General features: G+C 62.2%; 22 protein-coding genes. 11 read left to right on the top strand and 11 right to left on the bottom strand.

The features are described from left to right. Positions 1–20 precede the first annotated feature (20 nt). Both M0D68_RS32075 and M0D68_RS32070 read left to right on the top strand, forming a co-directional pair. The gene (locus M0D68_RS32075) at positions 21–2672 is read left to right on the top strand and encodes a response regulator (RefSeq protein ID WP_266226396.1); all 2652 of its coding nucleotides are present in this window, start codon (positions 21–23) and stop codon (positions 2670–2672) included. A 36-nt stretch (positions 2673–2708) separates the two neighbouring features. Continuing rightward, positions 2709–3629, top strand: a complete 921-nt coding sequence (locus M0D68_RS32070; RefSeq protein WP_093632903.1) for a DUF72 domain-containing protein — start codon at positions 2709–2711, stop codon at positions 3627–3629. A gap of 62 nt (positions 3630–3691) precedes the next feature. On the opposite strand, the gene M0D68_RS32065 is transcribed toward M0D68_RS32070, so the two are convergent. After that, on the bottom strand, positions 3692–4537 hold the full coding sequence (locus M0D68_RS32065) for an MBL fold metallo-hydrolase (protein ID WP_167378291.1): 846 nt from the start codon (positions 4535–4537) through the stop codon (positions 3692–3694). 108 nt (positions 4538–4645) lie between these two features. After that, positions 4646–5299, bottom strand: coding sequence for a glutathione S-transferase family protein (locus M0D68_RS32060; protein ID WP_266226408.1), 654 nt, complete (start codon positions 5297–5299; stop codon positions 4646–4648). Positions 5300–5568: 269 nt separating this feature from the next. On the opposite strand from M0D68_RS32060, the gene M0D68_RS32055 reads away from it, so the two are divergent. Together M0D68_RS32055 and M0D68_RS32050 are read left to right on the top strand one after the other, a co-directional pair. Continuing rightward, entirely contained in the window at positions 5569–6597 is a 1029-nt protein-coding gene (locus tag M0D68_RS32055; protein ID WP_266226394.1) for an SGNH/GDSL hydrolase family protein, read from the top strand. Between the two features lie 222 nt (positions 6598–6819). Next, positions 6820–7086, top strand: coding sequence for a hypothetical protein (locus M0D68_RS32050; RefSeq protein ID WP_266212518.1), 267 nt, complete (start codon positions 6820–6822; stop codon positions 7084–7086). On the opposite strand, the gene M0D68_RS32045 is transcribed toward M0D68_RS32050, so the two are convergent. From M0D68_RS32045 to M0D68_RS32020, 6 genes are read right to left on the bottom strand one after another with little or no spacing between them, the layout of a single operon-like run. Next, positions 7031–8422: an ATP-binding protein gene (locus tag M0D68_RS32045; protein ID WP_211708344.1), complete on the bottom strand. Its 1392-nt coding sequence runs from the start codon at positions 8420–8422 to the stop codon at positions 7031–7033. The genes M0D68_RS32050 and M0D68_RS32045 overlap by 56 nt on opposite strands. Then, positions 8419–9132, bottom strand: coding sequence for a response regulator (locus tag M0D68_RS32040; RefSeq protein ID WP_093632907.1), 714 nt, complete (start codon positions 9130–9132; stop codon positions 8419–8421). The genes M0D68_RS32045 and M0D68_RS32040 overlap by 4 nt, the downstream gene beginning before the upstream one ends. 16 nt (positions 9133–9148) lie before the next feature. Next, positions 9149–12280, bottom strand: a complete 3132-nt coding sequence (locus M0D68_RS32035) for an efflux RND transporter permease subunit (RefSeq protein WP_200621364.1) — start codon at positions 12278–12280, stop codon at positions 9149–9151. Next, complete coding sequence (locus M0D68_RS32030) at positions 12277–13407, bottom strand: efflux RND transporter periplasmic adaptor subunit (protein ID WP_266226390.1); 1131 nt, start codon at positions 13405–13407, stop codon at positions 12277–12279. Before M0D68_RS32030 ends, M0D68_RS32035 begins: the two co-directional genes overlap by 4 nt. 4 nt (positions 13408–13411) lie before the next feature. After that, positions 13412–14980, bottom strand: a complete 1569-nt coding sequence (locus M0D68_RS32025; protein WP_266226388.1) for an efflux transporter outer membrane subunit — start codon at positions 14978–14980, stop codon at positions 13412–13414. Positions 14981–15030: 50 nt separating this feature from the next. Next, positions 15031–15324 (bottom strand): hypothetical protein, encoded by a 294-nt coding sequence (locus tag M0D68_RS32020; RefSeq protein ID WP_054038902.1) that lies wholly within the window; start codon positions 15322–15324, stop codon positions 15031–15033. A 438-nt stretch (positions 15325–15762) separates the two neighbouring features. Between M0D68_RS32020 and M0D68_RS32015 the strand changes: the two genes are divergently transcribed. Both M0D68_RS32015 and M0D68_RS32010 read left to right on the top strand, forming a co-directional pair. Further along, on the top strand, positions 15763–16101 hold the full coding sequence (locus M0D68_RS32015) for a hypothetical protein (protein WP_200651546.1): 339 nt from the start codon (positions 15763–15765) through the stop codon (positions 16099–16101). Positions 16102–16646: 545 nt separating this feature from the next. Beyond that, positions 16647–16892 carry a hypothetical protein gene (locus M0D68_RS32010; RefSeq protein ID WP_093632912.1) on the top strand — a complete coding sequence of 82 codons (246 nt, stop codon included), beginning with the start codon at positions 16647–16649 and terminating at the stop codon, positions 16890–16892. 21 nt (positions 16893–16913) lie between these two features. Here M0D68_RS32010 and M0D68_RS32005 read toward each other — a convergent pair whose 3' ends face one another. Then, complete coding sequence (locus tag M0D68_RS32005; protein WP_093632913.1) at positions 16914–18164, bottom strand: arsenic transporter; 1251 nt, start codon at positions 18162–18164, stop codon at positions 16914–16916. A gap of 126 nt (positions 18165–18290) precedes the next feature. After that, positions 18291–19307, bottom strand: coding sequence for a sensor domain-containing diguanylate cyclase (locus M0D68_RS32000; RefSeq protein ID WP_200621359.1), 1017 nt, complete (start codon positions 19305–19307; stop codon positions 18291–18293). A gap of 225 nt (positions 19308–19532) precedes the next feature. On the opposite strand from M0D68_RS32000, the gene M0D68_RS31995 reads away from it, so the two are divergent. From M0D68_RS31995 to M0D68_RS31975, 5 genes are all read left to right on the top strand, one after another. Continuing rightward, entirely contained in the window at positions 19533–20087 is a 555-nt protein-coding gene (locus M0D68_RS31995; RefSeq protein WP_200621358.1) for a cytochrome b, read from the top strand. A gap of 105 nt (positions 20088–20192) precedes the next feature. Next, positions 20193–20756 carry a YceI family protein gene (locus M0D68_RS31990; RefSeq protein ID WP_200621357.1) on the top strand — a complete coding sequence of 188 codons (564 nt, stop codon included), beginning with the start codon at positions 20193–20195 and terminating at the stop codon, positions 20754–20756. Between the two features lie 48 nt (positions 20757–20804). Further along, positions 20805–21383 (top strand): YceI family protein, encoded by a 579-nt coding sequence (locus tag M0D68_RS31985; protein WP_093632917.1) that lies wholly within the window; start codon positions 20805–20807, stop codon positions 21381–21383. Between the two features lie 382 nt (positions 21384–21765). Further along, positions 21766–22377: a hypothetical protein gene (locus M0D68_RS31980; protein ID WP_167378300.1), complete on the top strand. Its 612-nt coding sequence runs from the start codon at positions 21766–21768 to the stop codon at positions 22375–22377. A gap of 206 nt (positions 22378–22583) precedes the next feature. Further along, positions 22584–23309, top strand: a complete 726-nt coding sequence (locus tag M0D68_RS31975; RefSeq protein WP_266226386.1) for a DeoR/GlpR family DNA-binding transcription regulator — start codon at positions 22584–22586, stop codon at positions 23307–23309. Positions 23310–23364: 55 nt separating this feature from the next. Here the strand turns inward: M0D68_RS31975 and M0D68_RS31970 are convergent, their stop codons facing one another. Then, positions 23365–24426, bottom strand: coding sequence for an ABC transporter permease (locus tag M0D68_RS31970; protein WP_093632920.1), 1062 nt, complete (start codon positions 24424–24426; stop codon positions 23365–23367). Positions 24427–24432: the final 6 nt, after the last annotated feature.

Genomic DNA, 24432 nt, shown 5'->3' with positions numbered 1-24432 from the left:
GACCTCTGTGGAGCGCAGCAATGCCATTCCCGGCACAAGACCATGGTTGCCCCGGCTGGAACGGGGAAATGGCGCGACGCATCAGCGAATTCGACTGGGCCGCCACCGACCTTGGCGCAATAGAAAACTGGCAGCGCAGTCTGACCGCCACCGTTCAGATGCTGCTAGCCTCGCCCGTCCCCCTCGTGCTTCTGTGGGGCAAACCCGGCTACATGATCTACAACGACGCCTACGCGATTTTCGCGGGAGGACGGCATCCGTATCTGCTCGGCTGTCCGGTCGAACACGGCTGGCCGGAAGTCGCCGATTTCAACCGTCACGTGATGACGACGTGTCTCGCTGGCGGCACCCTGTCGTATCGCGACAAGGAGCTCGTTCTGCTGCGCGACGGTAAGCCCGAAGAGGTCTGGATGGACCTTTACTACAGCCCCGTTGCCGACGACAGCGGCGCACCCGCGGGCGTCCTCGCGATGGTCGTCGAAACCACCACGCGTGTACTCACCGAACGCTGGCGGCAACATGCCGAGGCCGAACTGCGCGAAACCAACGAACGGCTGCAACTCGCGCTCAATACCGGCGCGGTGCTCGGCACATGGGTGCTCGACGCGCGCACCGGCATCGTCACCGGCGACGAGCGTTTCGCGCGCACCTTTTCGTTTCCATTGGAAGAAGCCGCGAAAGGGCTTGAACGCAATGCAGCGACGCAAGTGATCCATCCCGACGACCAGCCGCTCAACGACCGCCTGACGGCCGAAGCGATACGCACCGGCCAGCCGTTTCGCGCCGAATACCGGATTCGCCGCCCCGATGGCGACTACATGTGGGTGCAGGCAAACGGCCAGTGCGAGTTCGACGAACAGGGGGAGCCGACGCGTTTTCCCGGCGTACTGATCGACATCCACGAACGCAAGATCGCCGAACAATCGCTGCGTCAGTTGACCGAAACGCTCGAACAACGCGTCGCCGATGAAGTCGCGGCACGGGCGCTCGCCGAAGAACAGTTGCGCCAGGCCCAGAAGATGGAAGCGATCGGCAGCCTCACAGGCGGCGTCGCACACGACTTCAACAATGTGCTGCAAGTAATCAACGGCAATCTGCAGATGCTCGCCGCCGACGCCGGTGAGAGTCCGGCCACGCTACGGCGGTTCTCCGCCGCGACGGATGCCGTCAAACGCGGCGCGAAACTGGCCGCGCATCTGCTCGCCTTCGCGCGCCGTCAGCCGCTCTCGCCTACCGTGCTCAATCCGTGCCGCCTGCTCGCCGGCATGAGCGAGATGCTGCACCGCGCGCTCGGCGAGACCGTCAAGATCGAAACGGTGTTGAGCGACGACCTGTGGAATGTGCAGGCCGATCGCAATCAACTCGAAAACGCCCTGCTCAATCTTGCGATCAATGCGCGCGACGCGATGCAGGCCGACGGCACACTCACCGTTCGCGCGACGAACCGCGTGCTGGATCATGCGTTTTGCCGCGGCAAGCCGGAACTCTCGCCAGGCGAGTACGTGGAGTTCTCGGTGAACGACACGGGCACCGGCATGAAACCCGAAATCCTGGAGCACGTGTTCGAACCGTTCTTCACGACCAAGCCCGACGGCCACGGCACGGGCCTCGGCTTAAGCATGGTGTTCGGCTTCGTCAGGCAAAGCGGCGGCCATACGGTGATCGACAGTGAAGTGGGACGCGGCACGACCGTCTCGCTGTTTTTCCCGCGCTGCTGCGAGCCGGAAACAGTCGAAGCCGTCGATCAGACCTCGGCTCCGGTGGGCGGCGGCGAAACGATTCTGGTGGTCGAAGACGATGCGGATGTGCGCCTGACCGCCGTCGAAATGCTCGCGCAACTCGGCTACAAAGTGCTGACTGCATCGAGTGGCGATGCGGCGCTCGAATTCATCGACAGCGACGTGCCGATCGATCTGCTGTTTACCGATGTCGTGATGCCCGGCCAGGTGAAAAGCGTGGAACTGGCGCAGCGTGCTGCGGCGCGCTCGCCCATGGTGCCGACGCTCTTCACCTCGGGCTATACGCGCGACGAGATCGTCCATCACGGCAAGCTCGACGCCGGCATCACGTTGCTGTCCAAGCCTTACCGGCGCGATGATCTCGCGCGCAAGGTGCGTAGCGTGCTGCGCGGCGCCGGCGTTGCAAGCGTGAGCGATGGGCAGATTTCCCCTTGCGTGCCGCGCACGGTCTACGATCCGGCCAGTGCAGCCGAAGCGCCCAACCCGCGCGAAAGCCTGCACGCCCCGGCGAATTCGCGGGCGGCAGATAGCCTGGCGAGTCCGTCTTCGCACCAACCGGGCACGCCGGCTCGCGTGCTGCTGGTCGAAGACGACGCCGATTCGCGCGACGCACTCTGCGATCTGCTCGGCGCGCTGGGACTCGACTGCACCGCGGTCGGAAGCGCCGAAGAAGCGCTGCCGCTCGTGCCCGTTCAACGTTTCGACGTGTTGTTCACGGACCTGACCTTGCCCGGCATGTCCGGCGACAACCTGGCGCGCGCGGTGCTGAGTCAGCAGCCGGACATCCGCGTGTTGCTGGTGTCGGGTTACGGAGAGAACGCCGATATCGGCGACACGATTCCCGGCGCTCGGCTGCTCGGCAAGCCGCTCGACATCTCGCAGTTGCGGCGCGAACTCGCGGAGTGGCTCGATCACACGGAGGCGGCTTCCTAGGCTCGCCTGTGCGCGGTAACCACCACTTTGACGCCGATGGACATCCTCTGCGGCACCGCAGGCTGGACCGACAAAACGCTGATCGCCTGTAAGCGGTTTTATCCGCCCGGCAGCAGCAGCGCTGAAGCCCGGCTGCGCTTTTACGCATCGCAGTTTCCATTGGTCGAAGTCGATTCGGCCTACTACGCTATGCCGTCGGCAAGCAATGCGCAGTTGTGGACCGAGCGCACGCCGGAAGACTTCACGTTCAACTTCAAGGCGTTCCGGCTGTTTACCGGACATCAGACTTCGCCCGACGTTTTGCCGAAAGACATTGCAATGGCGCTGCCGGAAGGCATCACGGGTCCGCGCAAGAAAAACGTCTACTACCGCGACATGCCTGCCGAAATCCTCGACGAACTGTGGCGGCGCTATCTGGAAGCGCTGGAACCGTTGCGCGCGAGCGGCCGGCTCGGCGCCGTGCTGTTCCAGTTCGCGCCGTGGATCACGCGCGCGCCTGATGGTCTCGCGCTCGTGGAAGAATGCCGGGCGCGCATGGCGGGCTACATGATGGCCGCCGAGTTTCGCAATCAGTCCTGGTTCGACGATCAGCACGCGCCATGGACGCTCGATTTTCTGCGCGAACGCAGCCTCGTCCACGTGATCGTCGACGCACCGCCGGATGTGACGAACCGCGTGCACACCGTATGGGAAGCAACCCATCCTCAACTCGCGATGGTGCGTCTGCACGGCCGCAATACGCAGGCATGGAGCGCAACGGGCGCGGCAAGCGCGGCCGATCGCTTCGACTACGACTACAGCGACGACGAGCTGACCGGACTGGCCCCCTCGATCCGCGCAATCGCGACGCGGGCCGGCCGTACCCACGTCATCTTCAATAACTGTTTCGAGGACCAGGGGCAGCGCAACGCGCGGACGCTAATGAGCATCCTGAGGGCGGACGCGAAGCCGCTATGAGCCAGTCGTCGGTTCGACCAGGCATCGGGCAGCGCCGCGCTTCGCAGCTTGCCGGGAAAGCCTCAGTCCGCTTTTACCGTATCGAGAAACGCTCGGAGTTCGCGCTGCATGGTCGGTGCATCCAGAACGACACTTCCGCCATGTCCGGCGAATACGCCACTGAAGCTTTCGTGAACGAGCCGCTCGAGGGAGCGAAGCTGGGTGGGCCAGTCGTACCAGCAAAAGTCGCGAAAGGCATGCAGAGCGCGCTTTTCGAAATCCCAACTCAGTGAGTCTCCGGAGAAAAGCGCGTGGTTGATGAGGAACATGACGCTTCCCTGCGTATGTCCCGCCACCGGAATGACCCGAACGCCCGGCAACATCTCATGCGCCAGATCACTTGTGATGACGTCGGTGACGAACGGTGCGCCATCGGCATCGTTTGCATGGATCCAGACGCGGGCGCCAAAACGCTTCGCATAGAGACCCGCGTCCGCGACATCATCGCGGTGGGTCAATAGGATGTGATCCAATCCTCCGGCTTCCGCGATCCAGCGCTCGAGATGGCCGGACCAGCGCGGCCCGTCGATCATCAGACGCAGGCCCCCTGCAAGCGTGAAGTAGCTGTGAGCACCGTACGAAGAGCGGGCGTTATATCCGAGCCGCCACACGCCGGGCGCCAGGGCTTGCGGGAAGAGGCCTGTCGGCATCTTCAAACCTTTTGGCGCCCGAACGGCTGCCGCCGGACAGAGGAGCACGCCTCGCCACGCATCTTCTGTTTCCTGTTCACTGGCAGGCTGGTGAGCAAACGCCGAAGCACCGTTTCGCTCGATGAACAGATTGGGAGCGGCCGTTCGAACCGCGCCGCAGTTGAAGCACGCCGCACTTACGTGCCAATGATCATCGACATCATCTTTGTCCTCCGCCATAGCGCGCTCCTGGCTGATATTGGGCAGACGGTTCAAAGATAGCATCTTTGCCCGATTGAGAATTGCGGGGCGTTTAGTTGACCCTCGCGATGACACGGCCGACCTTCATCAGCCGGTCGATGACTGGCCGGTGAAAACCGCCAATTGCGCGGCGAAAGCACGTTTGTAGGCGGGCCGCGCTTCACCGCGGGCAACATAGGCGGAGAGGTTCGGATATTCGTCCAGCAGCCCCGATGCTTTCAACCTGAGTAGTACGGACACCATAAGCAGGTCGCCCGCGCTGAACGCACCATCGAGCCAGTCGGCGTTGCCAAGGCGATTGGAAAGCTCGCCCAGCCGGTCACGGATGCGATCCTTGACGAGCGGCAGGCGCTCGTCGTACCAGCTCTTGTCTCCCTCCAGGAATTTAGCGGTTTGGAGATCGAGGATCGGCGGCTCAACCGTGTTGAGCGCGGCAAACATCCATGCGATCGCGCGTGCGCGGGCATCCGCATCGTCAGGTAGCAGGCCTGCGTGGCGCTCTGCGATATGAAACACGATCGCCCCCGACTCGAACAGGACCAGCGCGCCTTCTTCATAGGTCGGGATCTGCCCAAAAGGATGAAGCGCGCGATGCGGGGGTTCCTTCATCGCATCGAATGAAACCAGACGCACTTCGTATGGTTGGCCGACTTCTTCAAACGCCCAGCGAACACGCGTGTCACGCGCCAGTCCCCTGCCGCGATCGGGCGAACGTTCAAAGGCGGTGATAACGGGGGTCAGTGGAAGGGGCACGATGGATTCTCCTTTGCCGGATGTCTCATTGCGTGCCGGATACGCAATTCCAGCGCTTACCTACTCGACGTTCGAGATCGGGCTGAATCGACATCGCTGAACTCATTTTATTAGACGACCCAATCATCCCGCTGCGTGGCTCGCCGCGAGCGGCATCCTTTTTGCTACCCCAGAAGTGCTGTTAAGAGAACGATATGCAGGCTGGCGCTACGTCCGCCACATAGGGCAACCGCCCGTTCAATCTGTGGGGAGGCGCTATGCAGGGAAGCAAAGACACGGTACGTGCTGTAATTCTTGCCACGATGATGTCGCTATTGACAGCATGCGGCGGCGGTGGAGGCGGAGGCAGCTCGAGCAATGGCAGTGGCACAGCCACGCCGCCGGGCGGCGTCAAATTGCAAGTTGTCTCATTCGGCGACAGCCTGTCGGACGTCGGGACCTATGCGCCGCTCGCGAGCGCGGTGGGTGGCGGGCGTTTCACCACCAATCCGGGCCAGGTCTGGACCCAGAACGTCGCGCAATATTACGGCGGTACGCTAAGCGCCGCATTTACGATCGACATCACGCATAAGCTGAGTGCGCAAAACGGTCTCGGCTATGCCGAGGGCGGCTCCACCGTGGCGACGCCGGCAAACCAGAACGACTTTCTTACGAACGTGATCGGCAATGTCGAAATGCCGGTCAATCAGCAGGTTTCGAGCTATCTGGCCACGCACGGGAGTTTCAATTCCGGTCAACTGGTTCTGGTTTGGGCCGGCGCGAACGACGTGCTTCGCGCCGGTTCGCTGCCGGCGGCGGCGCCGACGGTGCAAACGGCGGCAACCACCCTCGCTCAGCTTGTCGGGCAGATCGTTCAGAACGGCGCCACGCATGTGGTGGTGGTCAATGCGCCGAATGTCGGTCTGTCGCCCAAAGGCCTCGCCGCGGCCGACGGCGGGGCCAATCTGACCCAACTATCGCAACTCTTCAACCAGGACCTGAACGCTGCCTTGCAGGCCGATGGCCTGCAAGGCAAGGTCATCCAGATCGATTCCTATACATGGGTAGACCAGATCATTGCGAACTTTCAGGCTAATGGCTTCGTCGTGGCAAATACCGGTCAGGCCTGCGACCCCAAGAAAACGCCGGACGACACGGCATTGCTGTGCTCACCGGCGACCTATGTGACGGCCAATGCCGATCAGACGTACATGTTCGCCGACGATCTTCATCCGACGACGCATCTGCATGCGCTATTCGCCCAGTTCGTCGAACAGCAGATCGCCAGCAGCGGTCTGGGTCACTGAGCCTTCAGAACGATGACGACTTGCCGACGTAAGGCTTTCCCGATAAATTCCGGCGACTTGCGCTTCGTCTGGCGTGTGATACGTTAGTGTTAGGGATGTTCGTGTAGGTGCGCGGCACGAACGACCCCTGGTATGATGCCAATCGAGCGCCGGCCGGCGCTCGATTCGGCACCACGTTTCGCCGCAGCGTTTGTCATTGCATTTCCAGCCACGAGAACCATCATGCCCGCCCAACACGACGAAGTCCCCACTACCAGCACCACGCCGGGCAAGACTAAGCGCAAGGATCTGTCCATGGTGGCGCGCAATCTTATGATGGTTGCGATCGGCGTCATCGTCTTCGCGATCGTTGCGACTGTCGTGCTCTACGGTCCGATTACTTACGGCGACGAGATTCCCAACTTCGGCATCATCCTCATGCTGACCGTGCCGGTCATTGCGGGCGTGGCTTTCCGGGTGGGACTGGATGCGTGGCTGGACCGGGAATGAGTGGCAGCACCACCCACACTTCTAACCCGCCGCCCTCGCGCGCATGAAACTGCAGGCTGCCGCCGTGCAGCCGCGCGATCCGTTCGACAATCGCCAGCCCCAGCCCGGTGCCGCCGCTATGCGCGCGAGCATTGCGGCCACGCTGAAACGGCGCTTTCAGTTGCTCCAACTCCTCCGCTGAAAGACCTTTGCCGCGATCGCCCACCGCGACATACACAGCTTCGCTTGTGGCCCAACTGCGCACGGAGAACCCGGTGCCGCCATAGACGATCGCGTTCTGCATCAGGTTCATCAGAAGCCGCATCATGCTGATCGGCCGGTAGGCAATCGCAGGCAGAACCGCGAGCGACAGCTCAAACTCATGGCCCAGCCCGGCGAAATCGCCGGCAAGCCGCTCGACCAATGCATTGAGATCGCCGGGCTCCGCCGCTTCACGCTCGCCACTGCCGGCGTAATCCATGAACTGCTGCAAGATCGTCTCGATCTGGTCCAGATATCCCTCGGCGGCGACCACGAAGCTGCTGTCGCTGCCGTCGGGCATCGCCATGGCCATCGAAAGCCGCAACTTGGTGAGCGGCGTGCGGATATCGTGCGAGATGCCCGCCAGCATCAGCGCGCGCGTCGCCTCGGCCTGCTGCAGCGCATGCGTCATCTGATTGAACGCGCTGCTCACCGTGGCGATCTCGATAGGACCGTCGGTCGACAACGGCGCGGGCGTTTCACCGGCACTCACGCGACGCGCCGCCTGCGTCAACGCCTGCAGCGGCTGGTTGAGGTGGCGCTGAATCACGTAGCCGGTCAGCGCCGCCAGCGCGCCCAAACCCAGCGACAACAGAATCGCGGCGTCGAGTCCGTTGCCTTGCGCGTCCTCGGGAATCGGCAGCGCGATCCAGTACGGCGTGTGCGGCGCATCGGCCGGCGCATGCATGCGAATCCACAAGCGTTGACCGCCTTCGGACTGCCAGAGCGCGGGCATGTCGGCGGGCAGATGCTCGCGCAAACTCTCGAGAAACACGTTGCGTTGATACGTGCGATAAGCGCGCATCAGACTGGGCGGTGGTTCAAGGGCGGCATCGGCGGGTAGTTGCGTGCGAGCATCGAGGCGTGCAGTCAATTGGGCGCGCGCACCCGGCGGCGTGGCTTGAAGCAGGCTATCGAGCGTCGTCACGTAAGTGGCGAACACCGTAGCCGCACGTTCGACGCGGGGCCGCTGCACATAGTGCAGCAACACCGCAAGCGCGCAGAGCTGGCTCAGCATCACCAGCACGATCAGCAAGAGGATATTGCGCGCCAGCAGCGTTTTAGGCAGCGCCCTCTGCAGCCACGCGCGCGTCATGAGTCGACGTCCGCGACCAGCATGTAGCCGACGCCCCACACGGTCTTGATGAAGCGCGGCTTCGACGGGTCGTCCTCGATAATTTGCCTGAGCCGCAGCACCTGCACGTCGATGCTGCGATCGAGCGCATCGTGATCACGCCCACGGGCGCGCGCCAGCAGATTGTCACGGCTCACGGGCCGGTTCGGCGACGAGGCCAATGCGACCAGCAACAACATCTGCGCCGAATGGATCTCCAGCAACTCACCGGTACGCGACAACTGCTGCTTGCCGACATCGAGACTGAAATCGCCGAAGCGCACGCTCTGCGAAGTCACGGTGACATCGCCCGAGGCGATCTTCTGGCGGCGCAACAGCGCATTGATCCGCGCCACCAGTTCACGCGGCAGGAAGGGTTTGGCGAGGTAGTCGTCGGCGCCGGTTTCGAGGCCGAGCACCCTGTCGAGCGGATCGCCCTTCGCGGTCAGCATCAGGATCGGCAGCGTCTGCCCTTGCTCGCGCAACCGGGCGCAGATGGCAAGCCCGTCCTCTTCGCCGATCATCAGATCAAGCACCAGCAGATCGAACGGCTCACGCTCGAGATAGCGGTCGAGCCGCTTGCCGTCCTCCGCGATCCGGACATCGAAGCCATGCCCGCGCAGAAAACGCTGCAGCATGTTGCGCAGTTCGGCTTCGTCGTCGAGCACGATGATTTTGGCGGGGCGTTCCATACGAAAGCTCCTCGGTTTAAGCGTCGGGCGGTGCATGCCGCGCCGCGTGCCGTTCGGCCTGGCGCTGCAACAGCACGTAGAACGACGGAATGAACAGCACGGCAATGCACGTTGAAGCGAGCATCCCCGAAAATACAGCAATCCCGAGCGAACGGCGTGCGCTCGCACTCGCGCCGGTGGCGATCACGAGCGGCACCACGCCGAGAATAAACGCGAACGAGGTCATCATGATCGGCCGGAACCGCAAGCGTGCCGCTTCCACCGCGGCCTCGGCAACGCCCACGCCCTGCGCGCGCAGATGCCGCGCGAACTCGACGATCAGAATCGCGTTCTTCGCCGACAGCGCGATCAGCAACACGAGGCCGATCTGAGTGTAGAGGTTATTAGCGGCGCCGAGTGCGGCAAGCGTACCGGCTGTGCCGAGCAACGCCAGCGGCACGGCGAGCACGACCGCCACCGGCAGCAACCAGCTTTCGTATTGCGCGGCCAGCACGCAGAACACCAGCAATACGCCCACGGCAAACACCCAATAGGCCGAATTGCCGACCAGTTTCTCCTGATACGACATCGCGGTCCATTCGTAACCGATACCCGCCGGCAGCACGCGTGCGGCTTCCTGTTCGAACGCGGCGATCGCCTGACCGGTGCTATAGCCGTTCGCCGGATTGCCATTGATGGCCGCGGCCGGCGCGAGGTTATACAGCGTCGCCACGGCCGGGCCGACGCTCGTATGCGCATCGATGAAGGTGCCCAGCTCCACCATATGGCCGCTATTGCTGCGAATCTGCAAGCGGCGAATGTCGTCGGTTTCGCGGCGAAACGCGCCGTCGGCCTGCACGAACACGGGGAACGTGTGGTTGAACGTCGTGAACTGGTTCACATAGCTCGAGCCGACGTAATCCTGCAGCAGGTCGAACACATTGCCGACCGGCACCTGCAGCGACTCGGCCCTGGCGCGATCGAGCGTGAGTTCGACGGTCGGCACCGACGCGCGAAACGGGCTGAACACGCGCTGCAGTTCAGGCCGCTTCGAGACGCTGGCGATCAGCGCGTCGGTGGCATCCTGCAAGCGCTGATAGTTCTGCGAGCCGTCCGTGAGCATTACCTGCATCTGCACGCCGCCGCTATTGCCGAGGCCCTGGATCGGCGGCGGCACGATCACCACGGAGCGCACGTCAGGCAGTTTCGCGAGTTCGCTATTCATGCGCAAATACAGCGAGCGCAGGTCCTCGCCTTTGCCGCGCTTGCTCCAGTCGTCGAGCGTGACGTAGATCAGCGCGGAATTCGGCAGCGACGCGTTGTTATCAAGCGGAGAGATGCCACCGATCGACACCACATGGCTCACGCCAGGAATCGCACCGATGCGCTTCTCTATCTGCGTACTCGCCTCGCGGGTGCGGCCGAGCGAAGCGGCATCGGCCAGTTGCGCGGCGATCAGGATATAGCCCTGATCTTCGAGCGGAATGAAGCTGGTGGGCACGCGCGTCAGCAGAAACGCAGACGCCGCGCCGAGCACCAACGCGATGCCGAGCGCGAGGCCACAGCGCTGCACGAACCACGACACGATGCGCACATAGCCCTTTTCGACACGGGCGTACCCCTTGTCGAACACGCGATACACGATGTTCGGCTTGCCGGGCCGCGCGTGCCGCAGCCAGCGCACGCTTTGCACCGGCTTGAGCGTCACCGCGTTGATCGCGCTGATGATGGTCGTTGCGACGACAACCAGCGCGAATTGCCGGTACATCTGGCCCGTGACGCCACCGAGAAACGCCGATGGCAGAAACACCGAGATCAGCACCAGCGTGATGCCGATGATCGGCCCGAGCAGCTCGTGCATTGCGTCGATGGCAGCCTGCTTCGGCGTCTTGCCCTGCTCGATATGCTGCGTAATCCCTTCGACCACCACGATCGCGTCGTCCACCACAATGCCGATTGCCAGCACGATCGCGAACAGCGTCAGCAGGTTGATCGAGAAACCGAGCATGTAGATCGCGCCGAACGTGCCGATGATCGTCACCGGAATCGTCGTGGCGGGCACGAGCATCGCGCGCCAGTTCTGCAGAAACAGCAGGATCACCGCGAGCACCAACAACGCGGCCTCGAATAGCGTCTTGTACACGTCGATCACGGATTGCCGCACGAAGGTCGTCGTATCGAACGGCAATTGATAGCTGACGCCCTTCGGCATGTCCTTGGCGAGTCGCGCCATGGTCGCTTTCACGGCATTGCCGACTTCAAGCGCGTTGGCTTCCGGCAGTTGATAGATGGCAATGCCCGCGGCCGGTTTGCCGTCGAGATTGAAGAACTGCCCATAGCTAGACGAACCGAGTTCTGTGTGACCCACATCGCGAATGCGCACGAAGTGGCCACCGTCGTTCGGATCGGCTTTAACGATGATGTCGTCGAACTCGTGCGGATCGGACAGCGCGCCCTGCATCGTCACTGTGAGTTGGAACGCCTGGCCGCCCGCGTTCGGCTCCGAACCGAGCTGACCGGCGCTCACGTCCTTGCTTTGGCTCTGGATCGCCTGCATCACGTCGGCGGCGGTCAGACCGCGCTCGCTCAGCTTCTGCGGATCGAGCCACACGCGCATGCTGTACTGCCCCGTGCCGAACACGGTGACGTCGCCGACACCCGGCAAACGCGCGAGCGTGTCGCGCAGATAAATCACCGCGTAGTTGCTCAGGAACAGCGAATCGTATTTCGGATCAGGCGACTGCAGCGTGTACAACTGCAGGATCGCCGTGGAACGTTTGCGCACGGTCACGCCCTGCTGCTGCACCGCTTGCGGCAATTGCGCGGTGGCGGCCGACACGCGGTTTTGCACCAGCACCTGCGCTTTATCGACATCCGTGCCGACGGCGAAAGTGACCGTGAGCGTGTAGGTGCCATCGTTCGTGCTGGTCGATTGCATGTACAGCGCGTTTTCCACGCCATTGACCTGCGTTTCGATCGGTAAGGCCACACGGTCGATCACAGTCGCGGCGCTCGCACCCGGAAAGCGTGCGACGACCTGCACGGTCGGCGGCGTGATCGGCGGATATTGCGCGATCGGCAGGTTAATCAGCGCGACCGCGCCGAGCAGCATCACGATCAACGCGATCACATTGGCAAGAACCGGCCGCTCAACGAAGAAACGGATCATGACTGACCCTGCGCCGCAGCGGCGACCACCTGCACCTTGGCGCCGGGCGCGACAGCCAGCGCACCGCCGGTCACGACCTGATCGTTCGCGGTGAGCCCCGAGGTGACCGCCCGCTGCGAACCGTACAAACCACCCGTGACAACCGCGCGTTTTTCGATCACGCCCGCGCCGTTCACGATCAGCACCGACGCGCCTGCCTGATCGCGCAGCAATGCCGTGTCCGGCACCAGCAACACGTTGTGCGGCGCGCCCGCAGGAATGTGCACTTCAACCGACATGCCGGGAATCAGATGCGCATCCCGATTGACGATATCGGCGCGCAGCTTGACCGCCCCGCTGCTCGGATCGACGCGTGTGTCAACAAATTCGAGCGCGGCGTCCTCACCTTGCCCCTGGCCCGCGGCCGCGCCGAGCGCATTGACGCGCACCGTGCGGGGTGGCTGCGTGAAGAGCCCGATGCGGTTGGCGTCGCGCTCGTTGAGCGTGAAATTCACATACACCGGCTGGATGCGATCCAACGTGGCGAGCTTGGTGGAGTCGGACGCACCCACCAGATTGCCGACGTCGAATGCACGTGCGCCGATGCGGCCCGCAAACGGCGCACGTATTTCCGTGTAGGCGAGATTGATACGCGACATGTCGCGTTTGGCGAGCGCCTGGTCGCGGGTGGTCTGAGCCTTTTGCAACGTCGATTCGGAGGTCGCGTTATCGGACGTGAGTTGCTTTTGCCGGACCAGTTCCTGGTCGGCATTGTCGAGCGCGGCCTGATCGTAAGTCAGTTGCGCGCGATACGTATCCGGCTCGATGCGAAACAGCACCTGCCCTTGCTTGACGTAAGCACCATCGGCAAAGCCGATTTCCTTCAGCACACCCTGCACGCGCGCGATTAGCGTGACGGTCGCCGAGGGCGCGACGGTGCCGCTCAGATCGAGTTGTTCGCGCACCTCGCGCGGCACCGGCCGCATCACGCTGACTTGCGGCAGGGACGCGGCTTGCGACGATTGTGCGGCGGGCGCGCTGCCGTCGCGGCACGCGGCCAGCGCCATTGCCGCTGCCAGCACGATGCAAAACCTCGCTCCCAGGTGCGTGTTCGCCACGCTACGCTGTGCCCCGCTCCCGTTTTTCATGTTCTTATTTCCCATTCTCGAGCTGGCCTCCACTGGCGCGCGCCAGCGCGGAATTCGCCGGCGGGTTCAGTAAGCGCCCCCAGTCCGTGCGCTGCGCCATCTGTTCGGCGATCTGTTCGCTCACCACCTGCTGCCCCTCTGCCACTTCCCAGCCGCCGCCCAACGCGCGATACAAGGACACCGCCGCAAGCGCGGCGATTCCCTGGTTCTGCGCGAGCGAATCGCCGTCACGCAGCATCGAACGCGATGCGTCGAGCACCGTGTCGTACGTGACCGATCCCGCGCGATACTGCACATTCGCGAGCTTCAAGGCGCGCTGCGACGCATCGGACGCACGCGACGACGCCGCCAGCGCATCGAGCGAGGTACGTAGTGCGGCAATCGCGTCCTCCACTTCTTTCTGCGCTTGCAGCACCGTGTTCTGATAGTCGAGCACGGCCTCCTGGAAGGCCGCGTCCTGAATCCGCACGGCGTTCTTCAACTGGCCTCGATCGAGGATCGGCAGCGTGATGCCCGCGGAGAAGAGACCGATCGTCTTGCTGCCCCACTGCGATAGTCCAATGCCACGCTGTTCGCCCGACGAAAGCCCGAACAGTCCCGTCAACGATAGCGACGGATACAGCTTCGCCTTGGCCGCGCCGATCAGCGCCGATTGCGCCGCCGCGTTGAGCGCGGCCTGGCGCACGTCAGGGCGCCGGCGCAGCAGATCGGCGGGAATACCGACATCGATCTGCGTCGGCGGCACCGGAATCGCGCTGCTGCCTTTGAGTTGCGCATCGACTGCGTCGGGAGGATCGGCGAGCAGCACGGCAAGTGTGTCGCGGTCTTGCGCGCGTGCCTTGATGAGCGGCGGAATCTGCGCCTCGGTTTCGGCCACCAGCGTGGCAGCCTGCTCGACGTCGAGCTGGCTCGACGCGCCGCGTTTGTAGCGCGCCTGGGTCAGCGTAAGACTCTGCTGCACCGCCTTCAGGTTTTGCTGCGCCACCGCGATACGCTGCTCGAGCGCGCGCAGGTCGATGTACGCATTGGCGACATCGGCGAACAGCGACACGAGCGCGTTGTCATACGCCGCTTCGGACACGCGCAGTTGCGCGCGATCCGATTCGATCTGCCGGCGATACTTGCCCCAGAAATCGATTTCCCAGCCCACGTTCACACGCAGATGCTCGGCCCACAGATGCGTGGGCGGAATCGGACCGACGCCGCTTGTGTTGATGTGGTCCGCGCCAGCAGACACGCTGCCCGATTGCGGCAGCAGATTCTCGGCGCTGATCGCGAGTTGCGCGCGCGCCTTGAAGATATGCAAACCCGCCACTTGCAGTGACAGATTGCGTTCGTACGCACGCTGTTCCAGCGCGCTCAGCACCGGATCGTTGAAAGCCGTCCACCAGGCCGCCTGAGCACCGGGCGCGGTCTGCGCCTCGCCTGCCAGGCTTTCGAGCCACTGGTTTTCGAGCGTCACGTCCGGCTGTTTGAAGTCGGGGCCGACCGTCACGCAACCCGTCAGCGCCACGCTCATCGATACGATCAGCGCACAGGCGATAGACAGGCGGCAGGACGTGGCTGGTTTCATCACGCATTGAGGCGTCAAATATCCTACGATCCCGCCGATGCCCGCGCGGCTCAGTGCGCTGCCCCGCGTTCCTGCATGAATGCCGCGATCTGCGGCAACGTGATGTAGCCCGCCTTCTGTGTGTCGATTTCATCGAAATGCTTGGCGACCATCGGCATGCCCGCGGCAGCCTGTTCCCGGGTGAGCTTGCCGTCGTGCGTGGTGTTGGCATTCGCAAAGCGTGTTTGCAACTGCTGCGCCATGCGCTCCATGCGCTGCGGGTTGGCGCCCTGCGGTGCGGCCGTTTGGGCGAACGTGACGGTGGATGCGCAGCACAGCAGCACAACGGCGAGAAATTTTTTCATGACTGACTCCTTGGATTGAGCCATCGTGCGTCGCCTGCAAACCGCCGCGATCCGTTCGATGACAGGCCGAATTCTTGAGGAAGCGCCGCCGGAAGGCAATTTGAGAATCATGTCGACTTATGTCATGGATTCTTGTGGCGCCGGCGCGGCACACGTTATCGCTGTCGTCGCAACACAGCATGCGCTTCATACACCTGCATGCTCATCTCATGGCCCACTTGCGCGCGACATTGAATGAAATAAGTTCGCGCTGCCGTTTACAGGGTGGTTTGCGTATCTTTCGTCTGCCGGCGCTACCAGTGCCGCAAGTGCCTTAAGTGCATCAAGTGCCTCAGCGGCGCCTCAACGGTTCGGAAGGGTTCTCAAGCAATCCGAACCAGTCGCACGGCTTCTTCACCGGAAGACGCTCCGCACCGCTCAACGTCTCAGGAGTATCAAGTGAGTATTCGTCTCGTCTGCGCCTCTACCTTCACCGCCATCGGTCTCGCCTGTTCGTCGACGGCGTTCGCCCGGGTGGTCGTCTATATGCCGGCTGCCGTGGTCTACGCGCCGCCGCCGCGCCCTGTCTATTACTACGCGCCGGTCAAGCCGGTCTACGTGGTCGCGCCGCCGCCGGCCCCAATCCCCGTTGCCGTAGCGGTCGGCACGCCCGTGCCGCTGCCTCCGAAACCCGTCACCCTGTACACGACGGTCGTGGTGCCCGCGCCGACCAACTATGCGATCGTGCCCGCCCCTGCCGTCAGCTACTCGCAGCCCGTGATGGTGGTGCCGCGCTAAATGTGCCGAATGCGAGTCCCGACAGACGATCGCCGTGCTGTCAGCACGAACGGATCCAACATTTGGATTACAAAAATAGCCGTTGAACCAGCATAGGACATGCTGTCCGCAAGAATGCCTGGTGAATTCCCGTTGTCCTGAAGAATGGCTGGCGCGCCGCGTGAGAACGGGTTGTTCCGCTTGCGCGGCGCACTGGATTACCGGCAATCGGTAGCTTGTGTCCCAGGAAACGATTCTTACGGGCAGAAAGGCGAGATGAACTCGCTTTTTTGGCGGTCGAGCGACGAAATGTGTGGATTAAAACAGGAGAAAGACCAGTCTCCTCAAGAGGCCTCCCTGATTGGGCGGCGCCGAATCATCAGATGAATGTTCGGTGTTTGAAAGCTCGATGTTAGCTTGGTATCGTGGACGCGCGGTACGGCGCTTGCTGCATTCTCCACCACCGGCAGGCGCGCCTGCTAGCTGGACCGATCTGTTCAGCTAGCGGCGCTCGGCTCACACGCGCTTTATCGCCCGTCCACCTCTTCTTCTGGAACGTTAGTTAGATGAGCTATCACGACATAGACAAAGAAATCGCCCATCTCGAACTTGTCTTCGGGAAGATTTCCACCAACGATCGCATTCCCCTGACGTACTGGCGCAATCGGCTAGCCATGTTTCCCAAGACATTGCTGATGCCCAGCCAGCGCGCCCGCCTCGCACGGCTCGAAGCCGCCCTGCGCTCGCTCGAGCAGTCCGCGCGAGCGCTGGAGACGGAGCCGCCCATGCGAGCGACGGGCACCCAGCGATGATGCATTACCCTTTATTTGCCCTTAACCGATCAGGATCCGCGCGGCGAGCGCCAGCGCGAGAGCGGGCAGCATCACCACCACGCCCACTTTAAAAAACTTCATGAAGCTCACTTCTTCGCCTTCACGGCGAATTGCGTTGAGCCAGAGGATCGTCGCGAGCGAACCGGTGATCGACAGGTTCGGCCCCAGATCGACGCCGATCAGGAGCGCGTCGATCACGCGCTCGGGACTATGAGCCTGCATTACGGTCGAACTGGCGATCAGGCCCGCCGGCAGGTTGTTCATCAGATTGCTGCTGATCGCGATGACGCTGCCTGCCCAGGCAGCCGTCGTGGCTTCATTGTGTTGCGTCGCATCTTGCAACAGTTGAACGAATGTTCTGATGACCCCGGTGTGATCGAGCATTTCGACCAGCACGAACAACGCGGCGACCAGCGGCAGCACGCTCCACGATATTTCCCGGATCATCGGCAGCGGCGATTTGCGCTCCTGGATCAGCACGACCGCGGCAGTCAGCGCACCGAGTATCGCGGTGGGCAGGCCGAGCGGGACATCGAAGGCCGAAACCGTCAGCAGCACGACGGCCGTCACCGCGATACCCGCCAGCGCCACGCGCCCGCTCGACGACAACTCGAGCGGCTCGAGATCGGCTTCGCAGGTGCCGGCGAGCGCCTCGCGCTGCGTCCAGCGCAACAGCACATAGGTCGCGACGATCGACAGTAGCGAAGGCAGCGTGAAGCGCATCAGCCAGGCCCCGAGCGCGGGCGTGTGATTGCCGTACAGCACAATGTTGGCCGGATTCGAGATCGGCAGTACGAAGCTCGCGGCGTTCGCAATGAACGCGCAGATGAAGAGCAAGGGCAGCGGAGGCGTCTTCGCTTTCCTGGCGGCGGCAAAAACCGCGGGCGTGAGAACGACTGCGGTAGCGTCATTGGAAAGGAAGGCGGTGATGACCACGCCGACCAGATAGACCAGCAGAAACAGCTTTCTCGGCGAACCTTTGGCATGGTTGACTGCGAAAACGGCGACCCAGTCGAACAGACCTTCGCGGCGCCCGACTTCCGATAGCACCATCATGCCGAACAGGAAGAGATAGACGTCCGTGCCCTTGCCGACGGCCTCGACGGCCAGATCGACGGGAAGCAGGCCCAGCGATACGAGTAATAGCGCGCCGGCGACGGCCCACACAGCCTCGGGCCATTTGAACGGACGGGTGATGACGCCGGCCGTGGCGGCTATGGCGATACCCCAAGACAGGAAGACGGAATTCACCAAGTAGATCCTGGATTCTGATTGTGCGCGAGCGCGGAATGGGAGCGCAGCATAACCGATGAGCGGGACGCTGCAGGCGGTCGGAGCGCAAGTTGTGTACCACGCAATACCGCCATGCCTGCCTCGCTACCCCACCCGGTTCACCGCGGCAATGCAATCCCGCCCGTTATCCTTGGCGAGGTACAACTGCGTATCCACCAGGTTCACAAAGGCGACGGGATCATCCGACGCTGAAGGAATCACCGTTCCCGCACCGAAACTGGCGGTGACGGTCTGCCGGAATGGCGACCTCTCATGCGCGATCTCCGCGGCGGAGATGCGGTCACGGCAACGTTCGACCACCTGCCGTGCGGCCTCGGCCCCGGTATTCGGCAAGATCAGCACGAACTCTTCCCCGCCGAACCGGCCGACGAAGTCCCCCGGCCGCACCGCCTCGCTCAACACCGTGGCGATCTGCTTCAGGCACGCATCCCCTTGCACGTGTCCGTAGTAATCGTTGTACGACTTGAAGAAATCGATATCGGCCATGATCAGCGACAGCGGCGCGCCATGCCGCTGTGCCGCGCTCCATTCGCGCTGCAGGACAGCGTCGAACTCGCGGCGATTGCCCACGCCCGTCAAACCGTCCTTGAACGACAGCGCTTCGAGTTCCCGCTGCAACGCCGCCACTTTCTCCTCGGTCTTTTTGCGCTCGCTGATGTCGAACATGAAACCGACCAGCGACTCCACCTCGCCGCGGCCATCGCGCACCACATGCACGACGTCGCGCAGCCACACGTATTCGCCACCGCTCGTCAACGCCCGATAGTCCGCTTCGTGATCGGTGCCCGCCTTCGACTGCGCGACGCAGAACTCCACCACCTTGTCGCGGTCGTCCGGATGCATGCGGGCAGCCCAGTCCTGCACGGTCTTCCAGCTCGACGGCGCCCAGCCCAGCAAGGTTTCGATCTGCGGGCCGATATACGCGAACTCCATGGTCGCCCAGTCGATCTTCCAGGGAATCGCTCTCGTCGATTCAAGCAAGGTCCGGTAGACCGCTGCGTCATGCTCCAGGTAACCTTCGACACCGCCTTCGGCCACCGCCGTGTCGTGCCGCAGGAAATCCGCGCCAAGTGCGGCGCTGTTCTTTTCAGTGCTCTTCATGGGTCGAACCTTTTATAGCGGTTGAGCCGGCAAATTAACACAATGCCGCTTCCATTCCGCCAAATCAGGCCGCCGCCCGGCTTTATTCCACCCCCATTAGCGTCACGGCTAGAACAATCTGTTCTCTTCTCCTGGTCTATTCAACTTTCATTGGCATCCCTACTATCCGCATTCACACGCGGCATACCGCACGCGATACGCACCACGAATTGTGAGCATGAACCCATGAATCCCCGTCCTTCAGACGTCAAGCATTACAGCGGCACCGCCGTCGCCCTGCACTGGCTAATCGCATTGCTGATTGTCTGCGGGTTCTGCATCGGCTGGGTCATGACCGATATCCCCGGCTTTACGCCCACCAAGCTGAAGTATTTCTCATGGCACAAGTGGATTGGCGTAACGGTCTTCGTGCTGGCCGTGGCGCGTGTGCTGTGGCGCGCCACTCACCGCGCGCCGGCGCTGGATAGCGCTACGCCCGTATGGCAGAAGGCTGCGGCCCATCTCGTGCACGGCCTGCTCTACGTGCTGATGCTGGCCATTCCGGTGTCCGGCTACTTCTATAGCTCGGCGGCGGGCATTCAGGTGGTGTACCTCGGCATCGTTCCGCTGCCCACCCTCATCGGTCCGGACCAGGCGCTCAAGGCAATCCTGCGCACAGTTCATGTGCTGCTCAATTACACGTTGCTGGCGCTCGTTGCGATGCACGTACTCGCGGCGCTCAAGCATCAATTTGTCGACCGCGACGGATTACTCGCGCGGATGATTCCGTTCCTCAGATGACTCACGCGACTCACGCGTAACAGACGATTGGCTACAGCCAGTTGGCAATCTAATTCCCAACGGTGCGCAATCAGCGCGCGTGGGTTCGATAGGATGCGTACCACTATGAAATCAAACTTTTATCACTCCATTCTGGCCGGCGTTGCCGCCCTCTCACTCTTCGGCGCAAGCCTCGCGCACGCCGATGTCGACGTCAGCAAAAGCACGGTCGTCGCCACGACGAAGCAGATGAACGTGCCGGTGGACGGCAAATTCAAGAAATTCTCGGCGCAGCTGAATTTCGATCCGGGCAAGCCGACCGCCGGCAACGCCAACGTGTCGATCGACACCGGCAGCTACGACCTCGGCGCGGACGACTACAACAAGCAGGCCCAGGGCAAGGAATGGTTCGATAGCGCGACCTATCCGGCCGCGACGTTCGTCTCGAGCGCAATCGCGCCGGCCGGCGGCAATCAGTACAAGATCACCGGCAAGCTGACCATCAAGGGCAAATCGCAGACTGTCGTGGTGCCGGTCACCATCGCGAGCCAGGGCAACACGCAAACCTTCGACGGCTCACTGCCGATCAAGCGTTCGCAGTTCGATGTCGGGACGGGCGAATGGAAAGACACGTCGGTGGTCGCCGACGAAGTCGTCATCAAATTTCACATCGTTGCTTCGAAGAAGTAACGGAACACACCTAAGCGTCACAGCACTTTCTGAAACCTGGAGAATCACTTGAAGAAACAACTTTTGCTCGCCGCAGGCGCGCTGGCCGCAGCCATGTCGTTCAATGTCATGGCCGCCGACACGTATCAACTTGACCCGACGCACACCTACCCGAGCTTCGAGACCGACCACTTCGGCGGCCTGTCGATCTGGCGCGGCAAGTTCAAGAAGAGCAGCGGCACCGTGGTGCTGGATCGCGCGGCGAAAACCGGCACGGTCGACGTGACGATCGACATGAGCTCGGTAGATATCGGTAACGACAAGCTCGACGCTGAACTGGTCACGGACAAGTTCTTCGACGCAGCCAAGTACCCGACGGCGACGTACAAGGGCACGCAGATCCGCTTCGACGGCGACAAGCCCGTGGAAGTGATCGGCACGCTGACCATGCACGGCATCACCAAGCCGGTCAACCTGAAGATCGAATCGTTCAAGTGCTTCATCAACCCGATGCTCAAGCGCGAAGTGTGCGGCACCGAATCGACCGCGACGTTCAACCGCGACGACTTCGGCGTCGACTTCGGCAAGACCTATGGCTTCAAGATGCAGACCACACTGCATATTCAAGCTGAAGGCATCAAGCAGTAGTCGCTACTCCCCTGTAGCTTGCGGCAGGCGGTGGAGCAACTCCCCGCCTGCCGATTCGAAAATCACGACATCACGACGTCACCATCATGCTGACTGTCGATTCATCTGAACAATTCCCTCACCCCACCAAAAAGCCCTTAAAAACAGGACTCGTCTGATCAATAGGCCGAGTTTAATCACCTGTTTGGCAAGCGTTACACGTCATATCTTCCGGTTTCTCCGCGCGCAAAAACTTGAGCGCGAAGAGTCGCCATAACTGCCCGCTTTTCTTCGATTTGAACCGCAAGGTTAAACCGTAAAGTCGCCAGCACGGGAATGACTTCTTACTGGAGACGGCGCGGTGAATCAGGTGAAAAATGCGGCTCTGGTCGCGGCAGTGGCGATGGCGGTCGCAGGATCGGTACAAGCACAGGAAGTTTATGTGCACGGCGGCACACTCGGCGCAGGTGTCGGCGCGGCACTGCCGTTGACCTCGTGGGCCGGCGTGCATGCGGAATTCGAAGGACTCGGCTTCTCGCATTCGTTCAACGTCAGCGGTAACGATTACGACGGCCATCTCAAACTGCTGCAAGGCGGCTTGTATCTCGATCTGTTTCCGTTTTCGTCCAGCGGTTTTCGCCTGACGGCCGGCGCCCTGATCAACGACGACGAACTGACGGGTCAGGCGGTGCCGAACGCGCAAGGCAACTACAAGATCGGCGATGAATTCGTGCCGGCCGTGGGCCCCGCGCCATCGACCACCATCACACTGCCGCGCGTGATGCCCTATCTCGGCATCGGGTACGGCCACAAGCCGGTTTCGAAGGGTTTCGGCCTGACGTTCGATCTCGGCGTGGCCTACGGCCGCCCGCGCACGACGTACAACGTGCCGGCGATCTACTCGCAACTCACAAGCCAGGCGAACATCGACCAGGAAGAACAGAACATCAGCAACAAGGTCGAGCGCTACAAGGTGTATCCGGTGGTACAGATCGGTGTGAGCTACCGGTTCTGAGCAAACACCTTTTCTGATTCATCTTCGAGGAGCCTTTAGCCCTTTGGGTTAAAGGCTTTTTCTCATTGCCGGTGCGAGACGATCCTCGCATTCGACGCTTAAACAGGCTCGCCGCGCAGACAAGCTCTTGTTATAATCCTCTCATCAACGCGAACAAAACATAACGCGCCTCTACACTGCGCCCCACACTGCGCGACAGGACCTCCATGCTGAAACCCGACCGCCTCCGCGCCCTCGCCGATGCGCTGGCCAAGCAGAACGTGATGCGCCTGCGCGACGCCGCCAGCCTGCTGGACGTATCGGAGATGACTGTCCGGCGCGATATCGCAGGCAGTCCGGAACGATTTACGTATCTCGGCGGCTACATCGTCAGCGCGACCGACGTACCCAATAACGCAGGCTATTCACTCGAAGAAGAGAAGGATCATTTCGCGCAAGCCAAGGCGGAGGCCTCCGCGCATGCGGCGAAACTTGTCGTCGACCACGAAACCATTTTCATCGATTGCGGTACGACGCTCACCACGCTTGCGCGCCTGATTCCGCTCGAACGTCACGTCACCGTGGTCTGTTATTCGCTGAATGTGGCGGAGATTTTGCGGCGCAAGCCGGATGTGCGGATGATTCTGCTGGGCGGCGTCTACGTGCCCTCGTCAGATTCGTTTGCGGGCGAAGAGAGTCTGGAGATGCTGCGGCGCATGGGCATCAACAAGGCGTTCATTTCCGCGGGCGGTGTGGACAACGCGCGCGGCGTGACGTGCTGGAACTTTCACGAAGTCGCGCTCAAGCAGGCGGCCATGGCAAGCGCCGTCGAACGGCATCTGGTCGTGGATCAGAGCAAGTTCGGCGTCGTCAAGGCGGTGCGCTTCTCGCAAATCGACGACTTCGATTCCATCATCACTGAGAAAGGCCAGGAGCACCGCAAGCGCAAATGAATGCGCTAGAGGCGCGCGGTTGCGCTGTCGGGCAACCGGCGTGACCGGCCTTCAGTTATCCGTTTTTACGCTGCAATGCGAACAGCGTCCCGGCAATCAGAATGAACGCGCCGATGATCACCTTCTGCCAGGTGCTCGGCACGCCCACCAGAATCAGCACGCTGTTGATCAACGTGACCAGCACCACACCGAGCAACGTGCCGGCCACCGTACCCGTCCCCCCTGTAATGCGCGCGCCGCCCAGAATCACCGCGGCGATCACATCGAGTTCCGAGCCCACCAGATCGAACGGATTCGCGAGCCGGTTGTTCGATACATGCAGAATGCCCGCTATGCCGGCGAGCATGCCGGTATAGCCGAACACGAACAGATGGATCGCGCGCAGGTTGTAGCCGAGCCGCTCAGCAATCGCGAGGCTGCCGCCCATTGCATAGACGCCGCGTCCCATCATGGTCCGGTTCAACAGCCACCACGTGACACCGGCGGCCGCCACCAGCGCCAGCACCGAAACAGGCAGTACTGCGCGCAGGCCTTCGTTGGTGTGATAGAAAAACAGCGGAATCCGGCCGAAGTGATCCATGCTGTGCGGAATGTTCATGAAGAACGTCGTGCCGATAAACGTCAGCAGCAGGCCGCGATACAGGTACTGCGTGCCGATCGTGACGATCAGCGAAGGCGCCTTCAAACGATGCACCAGCAGACCGTTGATCAGACCGAGCAGCACGCCGCCCAGCGCGCCGGTGATCAGAATCAGCGCGAACGGCGCGTCCGGCCACCAGGCAAACACCGCCTTCGTGATGCCGTACATCGTCAGCGCGGCGATCGCCGTGAACGAGACGTCGATGCCGCCGGACGCCAGCACTACAAGCGTGCCCAGCGCGAAAAGGGACATCGTGGTGGCCGAATGCAGCAGATCGAACAGCGTCGCCAGTTGAAAGAAGCGCGGATTGATCGCGCCGACAATCAGGCACGTCGCCGCGATCAACGCGACCGTGAACCATTCGGGGTTGCGCGAAAGCCTGGCCCGCAAAGTGGGCGGCTTGACCTCGGGTGCGACTTCGACAACGGTCGGGGTGGTCATGGTTTCGTTCATGCGCGAAGGGATCCGCGAGTTCATGGGTAT

Origin of the sequence: Paraburkholderia sp. SEWSISQ10-3 4 (genome assembly GCF_030464785.1) — a bacterium.
Lineage (GTDB): Bacteria > Pseudomonadota > Gammaproteobacteria > Burkholderiales > Burkholderiaceae > Paraburkholderia > Paraburkholderia aspalathi.
This window is presented reverse-complemented; position numbering and strand designations above follow the sequence as displayed.

Excerpts from the sequence above, each read along its gene's own strand:
- M0D68_RS32030 (WP_266226390.1), bottom strand. The coding sequence starts at position 13,407 with ATGAAAAACGGGAGCGGGGCACAGCGTAGCGTGGCGAACACGCACCTG.
- M0D68_RS32025 (WP_266226388.1), bottom strand. The coding sequence starts at position 14,980 with ATGAAACCAGCCACGTCCTGCCGCCTGTCTATCGCCTGTGCGCTGATC.
- M0D68_RS32055 (WP_266226394.1), top strand. The coding sequence starts at position 5,569 with ATGCAGGGAAGCAAAGACACGGTACGTGCTGTAATTCTTGCCACGATG.
- M0D68_RS32040 (WP_093632907.1), bottom strand. The coding sequence starts at position 9,132 with ATGGAACGCCCCGCCAAAATCATCGTGCTCGACGACGAAGCCGAACTG.
- M0D68_RS32035 (WP_200621364.1), bottom strand. The coding sequence starts at position 12,280 with ATGATCCGTTTCTTCGTTGAGCGGCCGGTTCTTGCCAATGTGATCGCG.
- M0D68_RS31995 (WP_200621358.1), top strand. The coding sequence starts at position 19,533 with ATGAATCCCCGTCCTTCAGACGTCAAGCATTACAGCGGCACCGCCGTC.
- M0D68_RS32000 (WP_200621359.1), bottom strand. The coding sequence starts at position 19,307 with ATGAAGAGCACTGAAAAGAACAGCGCCGCACTTGGCGCGGATTTCCTG.
- M0D68_RS32020 (WP_054038902.1), bottom strand. The coding sequence starts at position 15,324 with ATGAAAAAATTTCTCGCCGTTGTGCTGCTGTGCTGCGCATCCACCGTC.
- M0D68_RS31980 (WP_167378300.1), top strand. The coding sequence starts at position 21,766 with ATGGCGGTCGCAGGATCGGTACAAGCACAGGAAGTTTATGTGCACGGC.
- M0D68_RS31975 (WP_266226386.1), top strand. The coding sequence starts at position 22,584 with ATGCTGAAACCCGACCGCCTCCGCGCCCTCGCCGATGCGCTGGCCAAG.
- M0D68_RS32010 (WP_093632912.1), top strand. The coding sequence starts at position 16,647 with ATGAGCTATCACGACATAGACAAAGAAATCGCCCATCTCGAACTTGTC.
- M0D68_RS32070 (WP_093632903.1), top strand. The coding sequence starts at position 2,709 with ATGGACATCCTCTGCGGCACCGCAGGCTGGACCGACAAAACGCTGATC.
- M0D68_RS32075 (WP_266226396.1), top strand. The coding sequence starts at position 21 with ATGCCATTCCCGGCACAAGACCATGGTTGCCCCGGCTGGAACGGGGAA.
- M0D68_RS32045 (WP_211708344.1), bottom strand. The coding sequence starts at position 8,422 with ATGACGCGCGCGTGGCTGCAGAGGGCGCTGCCTAAAACGCTGCTGGCG.
- M0D68_RS31990 (WP_200621357.1), top strand. The coding sequence starts at position 20,193 with ATGAAATCAAACTTTTATCACTCCATTCTGGCCGGCGTTGCCGCCCTC.
- M0D68_RS31970 (WP_093632920.1), bottom strand. The coding sequence starts at position 24,426 with ATGAACTCGCGGATCCCTTCGCGCATGAACGAAACCATGACCACCCCG.
- M0D68_RS32050 (WP_266212518.1), top strand. The coding sequence starts at position 6,820 with ATGCCCGCCCAACACGACGAAGTCCCCACTACCAGCACCACGCCGGGC.
- M0D68_RS32065 (WP_167378291.1), bottom strand. The coding sequence starts at position 4,537 with ATGGCGGAGGACAAAGATGATGTCGATGATCATTGGCACGTAAGTGCG.